Raw genomic sequence first — 11,635 nt, forward strand, 5'->3', positions numbered from 1 at the left:
GGTTCCAGTCCACCGGAGGCGTTGGCCGCGCCGGGTCGATCGGGCGACGCAGTGGAGAACTCGTCGCCGAGCGGAATTGTGGAGGAAATCCGACGACATAGACTGGAGCCGTGGTCGACTTCATCGACACGGGACTAAGCGCCAATTCCGTGCCGTATCTCGAGGCCCTTCAACAGCAGCGTGCCCTGCACGCTGACGTTGTTGCCGGCCGGGCGCCCGATACCGTCATCCTCCTCGAGCACCCGTCGGTGTACACCGCCGGCAAACGCACCGAGCCCGACGAAAGGCCGACCGACGGCACCCCCGTCATCGATGTCGACCGCGGCGGGAAGATCACCTGGCACGGGCCAGGGCAGCTCGTGGGGTACCCGATCCTCCGCCTCTCCGAACCGATCGACGTGGTGGGCTACGTGCGGTGGCTGGAGGGCATCCTCATCGACGTGCTCGCGGAACTGGGCGTCACCGGTGAACGCGTACGCGGCCGTTCCGGCGTCTGGATCCGCGGAATGCAGCGCGACGAGAAGATCGCCGCGATCGGCATCCGCGTCGCCGAGGGGGTGACGATGCACGGCTTCGCCCTGAACTGCTCGAACGGCTTCGAGGCGTACGACGCGATCGTCGCCTGCGGCATCCGGGATGCCGGAATCACCTCGATCAGCAGGGTGCTGGGTCGCAGTGTGACGCCGCAGGACGTCGCACCGCTCATCCGGGCCCGCTTCGCCCACGAATTGGAGCCCGTCGCATGAACGCTGTTCCCGAGGGGCGCCGGATGCTGCGCCTGGAGGTCCGAAACGCCCAGACGCCGATCGAGCGCAAGCCCGAATGGATCAAGACCAGAGCGAAAATGGGGCCGGAGTACCGCCAACTGCAGAACCTGGTGAAGAGCGAAGAGCTCCACACCGTCTGCCAGGAGGCCGGGTGCCCGAACATCTTCGAGTGCTGGGAGGACAGGGAGGCGACCTTCCTCATCGGAGGCGCCCAATGCACCCGCCGCTGCGACTTCTGCCAGATCGACACGGGCAAGCCGGCCGACTACGACACGGACGAGCCGCGACGCGTCGCGGAGTCGGTGCAGCGGATGAACCTCCGCTACGCCACGGTGACGGGTGTCGCCCGCGACGACCTGGCCGACGAGGGCTCCTGGCTGTACGCCGAGACCATCCGCGAGATCCACCGGCAGAGTCCGGGAACGGGCGTCGAGATCCTCGTTCCGGATTTCTCCGGCAACCCGGAGTACCTCGGAGAGGTCTTCTCGGCTCGGCCCGAGGTGTTCGCACACAACGTGGAGACGGTCCCCCGGATCTTCAAGCGCATCCGCCCGGCGTTCCGCTACGAGCGCTCGCTCGATGTGATCACGCAGGGTCGCGCCGCCGGTCTGATCACCAAGTCGAACCTCATCCTCGGGATGGGCGAAGAACGCGGCGAGGTCACCCAGGCCCTGCACGACCTGCACGATGCGGGTACCGACATCATCACGATCACGCAGTACCTCCGGCCGAGTCCGAGGCATCTCCCGGTCGCGCGGTGGGTGCATCCCGACGAATTCGGGGAACTCAAGGAGGAGGCTGAGGCGATCGGTTTCCTGGGCGTTCTCGCGGGACCGCTCGTGCGTTCGTCGTACCGGGCGGGCCGGCTCTGGGCGCAGTCGATGAAGGCGAAAGGGCGCGAAGTCGCCCCGGAGCTGCAGCACCTCGCCGATGCTTCGCTCGGCTTCGCGCAGGCCGTCTCCTGAGCGCGAACAGCGTCACCGTGCGCCCTGCTGAGCCGGTATCCTTGTGACCATGGCACGCAAGGACAAGTCCACCAAGGAGCCCGGCCGTCTGAAGCAGATGTGGCAGGTCTTCCAGATGACCCGCCGCTACGATAACCGGGCCCTCGCTTACATCATCGGCGGCTTCGCGCTGCCGGTCGTCATCGGTGTCCTCGTGTCGATCTTCTTCTCCGACGGCAACGTGTTCACGATGGTGCTCTGGATTCTGGCGGGCGTGCTCGCCGGTGTCCTCATCGCGCTGATCATCCTCGGCCGTCGTGCCGAACGTGCCGCGTACTCGCAGATCGAAGGCCAGCCCGGCGCGGTCGGTGCGGTGCTGCGCAGCTCGCTCAAGCGCAGTTGGCGCGGTTCCGAGATGCCGATCGCGGTCAACGGCAAGACGCAGGATGCGGTCTATCGTGCCGTCGGGCGCGGCGGCGTCGTGCTGATCAGCGAGGGACCCAAGTCCCGCACGTCCCGCATGAGCGACGAGGAGCGTCGCAAGGTCGGCCGCGTGCTGCCGAACGTGCCGGTGACCGTCATCACTGTCGGCCCCGACCCGGACTCCGTGCCCCTGCACCGAATCCCGCGCACCCTCGCGAAGATCAAGCCGAGTCTCACCAAGCCCGAGGTGCTCGCGATCAGCAACCGCCTCCAGTCGCTCGAGAACCCGATGCCCATCCCCAAGGGCATCGACCCGATGAAGGTCCGCGCCCAGCGCTCACGCTAGCTCCGGCACGCGCCGGCTAGCTCCGCCACAGGTCAGGCGCGGATGAGCACCGTTCCCGCGATCTTGTCGTGGAAGCCGCGTTGGTCCGAGTCCCACACCAGTGCGGGAACAGCGATCGACAGCAGCAGGGTGCGCACGACCGGGCGCCAGAGGCCGACCCAGCCGCCGCGGATCGCCACCACGCGCATCCCGAACAGCCTGTGCCCGATGCTGCCGCCGATGGTCGGGATGAACACGATCTGCATCACCGCGAAGATCAGGATGTTCGCCAGCGGGTCGTAGTGGAAGAACGCCCACGAGATGAGGGCCGCAATGCCCCAGTCGACGACGATCGCACCGATGCGCCGGCCCACGCGCCCGACCGAGCCGCGCCCGGTCTCGGGAAGGCCGAGGCGCTCGCCCGGGAAGCGACTCGGCGCGATCGGACCGGAACGGGGGTTCTGCTGGTTCTGGGGCACCGGGCAAGTTTACCGGCCCGGGGTACACGTAACATGCCTGAAACATTTGCGTCACGGCGGGGAAACTCCTTGCCCGTACGGTGGGCTCGTGGGCTGCAGGTGTAGTCCGCACCGCTTCAAGCCATTTGGGAGTCCTCCGCATGTTCCGTGATTCTTCCGAGGTGCTCAAGTTCATCAAGGACACCGACGTCAAGTTCCTTGATATCCGCTTCACCGATCTGCCCGGTGTGCAGCAGCACTTCAACATTCCCGCCGCGACCGTCGACGAGGAGTTCTTCTCCGTCGGTCAGCTGTTCGACGGCTCGTCCATCCGCGGCTTCGCGTCGATCCACGAGTCGGACATGCAGCTCATCCCCGACGTCTCCACCGCATACGTCGACCCCTTCCGCGTCGAGCGCACCCTGATCATGGTCTTCGACATCTACAACCCGCGCAACGGCGAGATCTACGCGAAGGACCCGCGCCAGGTCGCCAAGAAGGCGGAGAAGTACCTCGCCTCCACCGGCATCGCCGACACCGCGTTCTTCGCTCCCGAGGCGGAGTTCTACATCTTCGACGACGTGCGTTACGAGGTGAACCAGCACTCGAGCTTCTACTCGGTCGACTCCGAAGAGGGCGCCTGGAACACCGGCCGTGCCGAAGAGGGCGGAAACCTCGCCAACAAGACCCCGTACAAGGGCGGATACTTCCCCGTGAGCCCGGTCGACAAGCAGGCCGACCTGCGCGACGACATCTCGCTCAAGCTGATCGATGCCGGCCTGATCCTGGAGCGCGCGCACCACGAGGTGGGCACCGGCGGTCAGGCGGAGATCAACTACCGCTTCGACACCATGGTCCACGCGGCCGACGACATCCTCAAGTTCAAGTACATCGTCAAGAACACGGCGGAGAACTGGGGCAAGGTCGCGACCTTCATGCCGAAGCCCCTCTTCGGTGACAACGGCTCTGGGATGCACACCCACCAGTCGCTGTGGAACGACGGCAAGCCGCTGTTCTACGACGAGGCTGGTTACGGCGGTCTCTCCGACATCGCTCGCTGGTACATCGGCGGCCTGCTCAAGCACGCCCCCGCGGTGCTCGCGTTCACGAACCCGACGGTGAACTCCTACCACCGCCTGGTTCCCGGCTTCGAGGCCCCGGTCAACCTGGTCTACTCGGCCGGTAACCGGTCGGCGTCGATCCGCATCCCGATCACGGGCACGAACCCGAAGGCCAAGCGCATCGAGTTCCGCGCTCCGGATGCGTCGGGCAACCCGTACCTCGCGTTCGCCGCCCAGCTCATGGCCGGGCTCGACGGCATCAAGAACCGCATCGAGCCGCACGAACCGGTGGACAAGGACCTCTACGAGCTCCCGCCCGAGGAGGCAAAGAACATCCCGCAGGTTCCGGGAACGCTCGCGGAGGTTCTCGACGCGCTCGAGGCCGACCACGACTTCCTGCTCGCCGGCGGCGTGTTCACTCCGGAGCTCATCGAGACTTGGATCGACTACAAGCGCGAGAAGGAGATCAAGCCCCTCGCGCAGCGTCCGCACCCGTTCGAGTACGAGCTGTACTTCGGCGTCTAGGCAGAACGCCCGGACGCCTCAGTCCGTAGAGAGTCCGCCCGAGTCGTAGGACGGTCCGCGAAAGCGACCGATACCGCGGCCCGGGCGGACTCTTCTTCTGTCCGGGGATCCGTGCACGGCCGCAAGCGCGGCCGACGCGATCAGGGCGTCGGTGGTGTCGGGTGATTTCGTTTCGACTGGGCCGAGCGCCGCAGGCCACTGATCAACAGCGTGGCAAGTGCTAAGACGACTCCGATGATGCCAAGCCACAGCAGGCCCTTGATGGCAAACCCGACGATGGCAAGGATTACCCACAGCACGACCAGGACTATTGCGAGGATCAACATGTCCACACCGTACGTCCGAACCCGTCGTGCAGCTAGCCACGCTCGAATCTTCTGGTCTCCCAGTCGTTCAGAACGGTCGGAAAGAGAGCAGAGATGGCTTCCCGTCGTTCGCGAACGGGGACATCGGCGGTTGTCAGGGTGAGGCTGAGGTCCGCATATTCAACGAGGTAGGTCAAAGGCTGTTGACTCGATCCGTGCTGCGGCATCGTGGTGACGTTCACGGATCGAAGGTCCAGTCGGCTGATCGATCGCCTCGAGATCGTTCTGCCGACCGGGTTGTTGGCTTCACCGTCATACTCGACGCTGACAATGCGGTCGTCAGTGAAGATCAGCAGCTCGAAGTCGGGCGCGTCGGAGGTGGCGCGGAGATGGACGAACCGGGGCTCGTCGTCGTGCAAGAGCTCAAGAGCCATCGAGAGTGCCTTGTGCGCTATCGGCGGCTCTCCTCTGTAGTCTTCCCAGATCTCCATCTTGGCCCACGAGCCATTGGCATCTGTGATCATCGCTTGCAGTCCGTCGAGTGTCATCGTTGACTCCCTTGTTCGTACGCTGACGCTAGCACCGGTCAGTCTGCGGGAATCAGGGTGAAGTTGCCTTCGGGCCGGGAGATGCCGGTGCTGAAGGCCTTGAGCGAGTCGGATCGCGAGTCGATGCGCCAGTCGTTGGTCGAGCGTTCGCCTCCGACATAGCTCGTGATCGCGAGGCTGAACCAGGAGAAGCCGATGATGTCGGCGTTGGCCGGGTTCGCGAATCCCTCGAAGAAGGTCTTCACCCAGCCCGGTTTGTGCCCGTCGGTTTCGGATGCGCCCACCTCGGCCAGCAGGATCCGTTTCGACGTGAGCGCGCGAAGCTGGTTGAGCGTCGAGGTGTACGTGTAGTCGAACGTGAAGTTGTTGCCGGCGCGCCACGGCGGACGGAGGTAGCCGGAGAGGCCGACCCAATCGACGTAGTCGTCGCCCGGGTAGTAGCCGGCAAGAAACTCCTGGGTCGTGTGGGAGGCCGGTTGCATGTTGTTGGTGATGTTGGGCGCCCAGACCCAGATCACCAGGTCGTTCGCCCCCTCGGCCTGGAAGATGTCGTGCACGTGCCGCCACATCTTCACGTAGTCTCCGACGTTGTTGCCGTTGATCGACCGGTTGGAGCCGTTCCTCTCCGACCACGGGTACCACGTGCCGTTCATCTCGTGGTCGAGACGGATCGCGAGCGGCAGGCCGGTGGAGACGATGTCCTTCGCGTACTGGTGCAGGTAGGCGTCGAACGATCCGCCGATGATCTTGGGCAGGGAGTAGTCGGGGGCGACATTGGAGTCGTTGCCGGCCGCGATCGGTCGCGATTCCCACGTCATGAGGGGCAGCCGGCCCGCCTGCCAGGCCCGGGTGACGGCGCTCGTTCGGAAGTTCTCATCCCAGCCCGTGAAGTAGCCGACCAGGTTGGGCTGCACGCCGATCTTCTTCGACGTGGCATCGAGAGTCGCCCAGTTGAACGGTGCCTGCTCGGTGTACATCCCGAAGTATCGCTTGGCGGGCGCGAGCAGCTCAGCGCGACTCGGCGCGGTGATCGGTGCCGACGCGGTGGTGTTCCGCTTGCCCGAACCCGTTCCGCTTCGCGGCGAGACGCCACCCGTACCACCCGAGTCGGCGTTCGCCTCTGACAGCTGGGCTTTCAGTTGCGCTGCCTGCTGCTGCGCAGCCGTCACCTGCTGTTGCGCGGTTGCGAGCTGTTTGGCGTGGGCGGCGGCTGCGACCGCTGCTGCGGCGGCGGCCCTCCGGAGTTTCAGCTGTTGCACCGTGATGGTCTTCTTCGCCGAACTCAACCGGGTCTGCAGCGCCTCGTTCTGGGCTGCGATGGGATTGACGGCGGCGATCGCCGTGTCGCGGGCCTGACGGACCCCGGTGTCAGGGGTGGTCCACACGAAGTAGGTGAGACCGCCGAGCACGAGTGCCAGGACGGTGAGGGATGCGGCCGTGATACGCGCGTGGGAGCGGTTGCGTGCCCACCAGGAGAAAGTCGAGCTAGACAAGAATCATCGCCTCCAAAGCAAGAATCGTGAGTCCGATCAGGTACGGGAGGGCCGCCAGCGGATTGAACCGGCGGACGCGCCGCCGGGTTCGCACGGGCGAGGCGTGAGCGACCGTCGGCCGCGTGGCATGGGCGGTCCGAGGCCGCACGGCAACCATCGTCGCCGTGCCGGAGATGCCCAGCTGTTCGAAGGGATCCGGCTCGTTCGCGGATCGGTCGGCTCCCACGGGGACGGACGGGATCGATCCGGACTCGTCCTGGGTCTGTTCGTCGGATCCGCCGGCGTACGCGCCGGAGCGGGTGCCCCAGCCGGAGGCGTGGGCCATCCGGAAGAACCCGATCAGGCGGATCGGCATCAGGAAGAACGTGGACACGATGATGAACACCGGCAACCGGAAGAAGTCACTGGGCTTCTCGGCCAAGTGGCGGATCTGCCGGATCGACATGCTGATCACGGATGACGCCACCATGAGTCCGACCACCGCCAGGATGCCGCCCTGAATGCCGTACAGATCGAGGAACTTTTGATAGAAGTTGTAGCCCTGGCCGGTGAGGGAGCGGTAGATCCAGCCGCCGAGGACGCCGGCGAGGATGAAGGGGAGCAGGATGTCGGTGAGGAAGAAGAACGCCAACAGGGGTGCGTGGCCCAGCATCCACGGCAGCATCCGCAACGTGTTGTACTGCGACCCGCGCGCCCACCGCAACTGCTGCTTGAACAGCTTCTTCACCTTCAACGGCGCATCCGTGTACACCAGCGACGTGTGCTGGTACACCGTCCGATACCCCTCCTTCAACGTCAGATTCGTCAACGTGCGGTCATCGGACACCTCCAGGAACACCCCCAGGAACCGTTCGGTCATGAACTTGTCCATCACCCGCATCAGAATCGACCGGCGGAACGCGATCGTCCGCCCCGGCAAACACCCGATCTGACCCACCACCGACTGCGCCGGCATCGAATACAACGCCCGCGAATTCTCCAACCAGTCCGCCCACCGGGTGATCCACGACCGCTCCGGCTCCAGAATCCGCTGCTTCGTCGTCACCCCACCGACCCGCTCATCCTTGAACGGCTTCACCAACTCGCTCAACACATTCGGCGTCCACACCGTGTCCGAGTCCACCAACACCGTCACATCCCCCGACGACATCCGCGTCCCGATCATCACCGCGTTCCGCTTCCCCGGAATCGGCGTGTGCACCCACCGCACCAACGGCGCGAACTCCTCGCACACCTCCACCAACCCCGGGTTCGGCGCCCCATTGATCACCACGATGATCTCCCCCGGCCGCTGCTCCACCATCCGGCCCAGCACATCCCGGAACAGATCCAACGGCTCATCCACCACCGGAACCACCACACTCGTCGACACCGCGAAATCCTCGGTGTACGCCCGATACCGCTTCGAAACCACCACCTTGATAATCCAAATGACCCAGATGATCGCCGAATACACAGCGAACAAATACAGCTCAGGATGACCCCCGAGCATGTGGCGAAGTTGAAGTATGAAGATGAACACGGCCGTACCTGCTCTCGCAGTCGTAGGGATGTGGCATCCACGCCGTTGCGGAACCGAGGGGGTAGTGGCCCCAATTGTGGGGGCCCTCACAGAAATCAGACAAGGGTTGCCACGCGTTGGTCGCGCAGTCTTAACACGCGTGACATATTGCCCGGCTATGGCCACCTGCTCGAAACTGCGCAGTCGGCCGCGCGCGTCGTCAGGTTCCGTCAGGCCGCTTTATGCGGTCGTGGGAGTGGCCCGCTCGGGCGCGCCGTAGAAGGAACGCTCGAAGACGGCCCGCGCCCGCCGGGTGACGGCGAGGTAGTCCTGCTCCAGCTGGCTCGCCGAACCGGGCGGGTATTCCAGCAGTCGAGCGACGCCGTCGAGCTGCACGCGGTCGGACGGGAGCACATCCGCCGTCTTGTTGGTCCAGAGGGTCATCGCAGAGCGGGCTCGGGATGCGAACACCCACGCGTCGCGGAGTTTCACCGCATCCTCTTCGCTCACGAAGCCGTGCGCCGCCGCCTCCGCCAGGGCATCGAGGGTCGACGTCGTGCGCAGTGACGGCTCCGCGGCGGCATGCTGCAACTGGATGAGCTGCACGAACCATTCGACGTCGCTCAGCGATCCGCGTCCCAGCTTGAGGTGCCGAGTCGGATCGGCACCCTGCGGAAGGCGCTCGTTCTCCACGCGGGCCTTGATGCGGCGCACCTCGCGCACGGCCTGCTCGCCGATGCTCTGGGGGTAGCGCACCTCGTCGGCGAGCTGTTCGAAGTCGGCGAGCAGGGACGCATCCCCGGCGACTCCACGGGCGCGCAGCAGCGCCTGAGCCTCCCAGGTGAGCGACCAGCGACGATAGTAGGCCCGGTACGACTCGAGCGAGCGCACCGGCTGGCCGTTCTTGCCCTCCGGACGCAGCCCGATGTCGAGGTCGAGCGGAAGCCGGTTGTCCTCGGTGAGCCGGTTCAGGTCGGAGACGATCGCGAGGGCGGTCTTGTGCGCCGCGTCCGGATCGTCCGAGCGGTCGCGGAACACGTACATGACGTCGGCGTCCGAACCGAAGCCGAGCTCGCGGCCACCGAACCGGCCCATGCCGATCACAGCGAACTCGATACTGTCCCGATCCTGCCGGGAACCGCGCACGGCCTCCAGCACGCCGGCGATCACGTTCTCCGTGACGGCGCTCAGTCCGTCTGCAAGCTCCTCGATCGTGGAGATGCCGAGGATGCCCGAGAACGCGAGCCGAAGCACCTCACGCCGACGGGCGGCGAGCATAGCCGCGGCCGCGGTCTCGGGAGCCTGGTGCCGGGCGAGGATCGCCCTGGTCTCCTCCCGCAGCAGCTCGGCCGACCGGGGGCGGAGCTCCTCCTCCGACTCCAGCCAGGCGACGGACTCGGGGATGCGTCCCAGCAGCTCGCCCGCGAACCGCGAGCCCGAGAGCACCCGCGTCAGACGCTCGGCCGCGCCGGTGGAGTCGCGCAGCATCCGCAGGTACCAGTGCGTCGAGCCGAGGTCTTCACTCAGCCGCCGGAACGTGAGGAGTCCGTAATCGGGGTCGGCGCCGTCGGCGAACCACTGCAGCATCACCGGCAGGAGATGGCGCTGGATGGTCGCCCGGCGCGACACTCCCCCGGTGAGTGCCGCAATGTGCGCGAGTGCGCCCTTCGGGTCGCGGAAGCCGATCGCCGCCAGGCGCGCTTCAGCCTGGGCGCTCGTCAGGCCGGCCTCTCCGGTGAGCTTGGTGTCCTCGCTGGGTGTGGCTGCGACGGCACTGAGCAGTGGGCGATAGAAGAGCCGCTCGTGCAGTCCGCGCACGCGGTGCTTGATGGCCGTCCACATCTCGAGCAGTTGCGTCGCGCCGGTGGCCAGCCCGGATGCGCGAGCGAGCACGCGGACATCGCCCTCATCCCGCGGCATGAGATGGGTGCGTCGCAGGTGGCGCAGCTGCAGGCGATGCTCGAGGAGGCGGAGTGTGCGGTAGTCGCGGGAGAACGCTGCGGACTCCTCGCGCCCGATGTATCCCTGGGAGGCCAGCGCGGCCAGGGCGGGCAGGGTCGCCCGCTGGTGCACCCGGTCGTCGGTCTGACCGTGCACGAGCTGCAGCAGCTGAACGGTGAACTCCACGTCGCGCAGGCCACCCGGCCCGAGCTTGAGCTGGTACTCCACTTCGTCGTCGGGGATGTGGTCGGTCACGCGCTCGCGCATCCGCTGCACCGACTCGACGAAGTTCTCGCGGGACGCGCTGTGCCAGACCTTCGGCGAGAGGGCGTCGACGTAGCGCTGGCCGAGTCCCAGGTCGCCGGCGAGCGGACGCGCCTTGAGGAGTGCCTGGAACTCCCACCCCTTCGCCCAGCGGTCGTAGTAGGCCAGGTGGGAGTCGAGCGTGCGCACGAGGGCGCCGTCCTTGCCCTCCGGCCGAAGGTTCGGGTCGACCTCCCAGAGTCCCGGCTCGATCGCAGGAGCGTCGATCCCCCGCATCATCAGCACGGCCAAGCGGGTGGCGATGTCGACCGCGCGACCGTTCGAGACGCCGTCCTCCTCATCGCCCTCGGCGACGAAGATCACATCGACATCGCTCACGTAGTTGAGTTCGCGCGCGCCGGCCTTGCCCATCCCGATGACCGCCAGCTTGGTCGCGCGCACCTCTGCTTCGGGAAAGCGTCCGGGACCGGAGCCGGTCGCCTGCCGACGGGCCACTGCGAGCGATGCCTCCAAAGCCGCGGCCGAGAGGTCGGCCAGCGCCGCCGCTACGGCGTCGAGGCCGTCGACCGGGTCGTCCTGCTCCAGGTCGAAGACCACCAGCTGCGCCAGGCGCCGACGGTACCGGATGCGCAGGGCGGTCCACGCCGCCTCCTCCGAGATCTCCGCGAAGCCGTCGCGAGCACCGACCGACTCGAGCAGGTCGCGGCGGAGCTCCTCGGCCGCCGGCACGCTCTCCACCGGTTTCGCCAGGGCGGCCAGCTCGGCGGGCTGCCGCAGGAAGAACTCGGCGAGGCCCTCGGATGCGCCGATCACCCGGAGAAGGCGCTGCGCATCCTGTTCCCGGGACAGGAGCCGGGAGACGGTCTCGGGAGCGCGCCGCACCAGCGTCAGCAGGCAGGCGAGCGCTGAATCGGGATCGGCTGCCGCAGCGAACGCCGGGAGCATCCCCTCGATCGGCCGCCCCGACAGTTCGGCGAGCTCGTCGAGCTGTGCGCGCACGGAGCTCAGGCCGACGAAGCCCGACCGCGCCAGAATGGTCAGGGAGAGCTGGTCGCGGGTCATCGGTCGGGCAGCTGTCGC

Annotated in this window: 10 protein-coding genes; 4 read left to right on the plus strand and 6 right to left on the minus strand. The window is 66.5% G+C overall.

The genetic code is table 11. From position 1 onward, the window contains the following. Nucleotides 1-110: 110 nt before the first annotated feature. The 3 genes from lipB to ACFVV0_RS15525 are packed head-to-tail and all read left to right on the plus strand — an operon-like array spanning nt 111 to nt 2,480. The gene (lipB, locus tag ACFVV0_RS15515) at nt 111-746 is read left to right on the plus strand and encodes a lipoyl(octanoyl) transferase LipB (protein ID WP_387064887.1); all 636 of its coding nucleotides are present in this window, start codon (nt 111-113) and stop codon (nt 744-746) included. Next, complete coding sequence (lipA, locus tag ACFVV0_RS15520) at nt 743-1,732, plus strand: lipoyl synthase (protein WP_387064890.1); 990 nt, start codon at nt 743-745, stop codon at nt 1,730-1,732. The genes lipB and lipA overlap by 4 nt, the downstream gene beginning before the upstream one ends. A gap of 49 nt (nt 1,733-1,781) precedes the next feature. Further along, nucleotides 1,782-2,480 carry a DUF4191 domain-containing protein gene (locus ACFVV0_RS15525; RefSeq protein WP_387064893.1) on the plus strand — a complete coding sequence of 233 codons (699 nt, stop codon included), beginning with the start codon at nt 1,782-1,784 and terminating at the stop codon, nt 2,478-2,480. Between the two features lie 32 nt (nt 2,481-2,512). Here ACFVV0_RS15525 and ACFVV0_RS15530 read toward each other — a convergent pair whose 3' ends face one another. Beyond that, on the minus strand, nt 2,513-2,938 hold the full coding sequence (locus ACFVV0_RS15530) for an RDD family protein (protein WP_387064896.1): 426 nt from the start codon (nt 2,936-2,938) through the stop codon (nt 2,513-2,515). Nucleotides 2,939-3,078: 140 nt separating this feature from the next. Here ACFVV0_RS15530 and glnA point away from each other — a divergent pair, with 140 nt between their 5' ends. Continuing rightward, nucleotides 3,079-4,503, plus strand: coding sequence for a type I glutamate--ammonia ligase (gene glnA / locus ACFVV0_RS15535; protein ID WP_387064898.1), 1,425 nt, complete (start codon nt 3,079-3,081; stop codon nt 4,501-4,503). A 140-nt stretch (nt 4,504-4,643) separates the two neighbouring features. Here the strand turns inward: glnA and ACFVV0_RS15540 are convergent, their stop codons facing one another. From ACFVV0_RS15540 to ACFVV0_RS15560, 5 genes are all read right to left on the minus strand, one after another. Beyond that, nucleotides 4,644-4,829, minus strand: coding sequence for a hypothetical protein (locus tag ACFVV0_RS15540; RefSeq protein ID WP_387064900.1), 186 nt, complete (start codon nt 4,827-4,829; stop codon nt 4,644-4,646). Between the two features lie 32 nt (nt 4,830-4,861). Further along, on the minus strand, nt 4,862-5,356 hold the full coding sequence (locus ACFVV0_RS15545; RefSeq protein ID WP_387064903.1) for a hypothetical protein: 495 nt from the start codon (nt 5,354-5,356) through the stop codon (nt 4,862-4,864). A 38-nt stretch (nt 5,357-5,394) separates the two neighbouring features. Beyond that, the gene (locus ACFVV0_RS15550; protein ID WP_387064906.1) at nt 5,395-6,849 is read right to left on the minus strand and encodes a glycoside hydrolase family 26 protein; all 1,455 of its coding nucleotides are present in this window, start codon (nt 6,847-6,849) and stop codon (nt 5,395-5,397) included. After that, on the minus strand, nt 6,842-8,371 hold the full coding sequence (locus ACFVV0_RS15555; protein WP_387065209.1) for a glycosyltransferase: 1,530 nt from the start codon (nt 8,369-8,371) through the stop codon (nt 6,842-6,844). Before ACFVV0_RS15555 ends, ACFVV0_RS15550 begins: the two co-directional genes overlap by 8 nt. Nucleotides 8,372-8,590: 219 nt before the next feature. Next, nucleotides 8,591-11,617, minus strand: a complete 3,027-nt coding sequence (locus ACFVV0_RS15560) for a bifunctional [glutamine synthetase] adenylyltransferase/[glutamine synthetase]-adenylyl-L-tyrosine phosphorylase (protein ID WP_387064908.1) — start codon at nt 11,615-11,617, stop codon at nt 8,591-8,593. Between the last annotated feature and the right edge of the window lie 18 nt (nt 11,618-11,635).

The organism is Leifsonia sp. NPDC058230 (genome assembly GCF_042882245.1).
Taxonomy (GTDB): domain Bacteria; phylum Actinomycetota; class Actinomycetes; order Actinomycetales; family Microbacteriaceae; genus Leifsonia.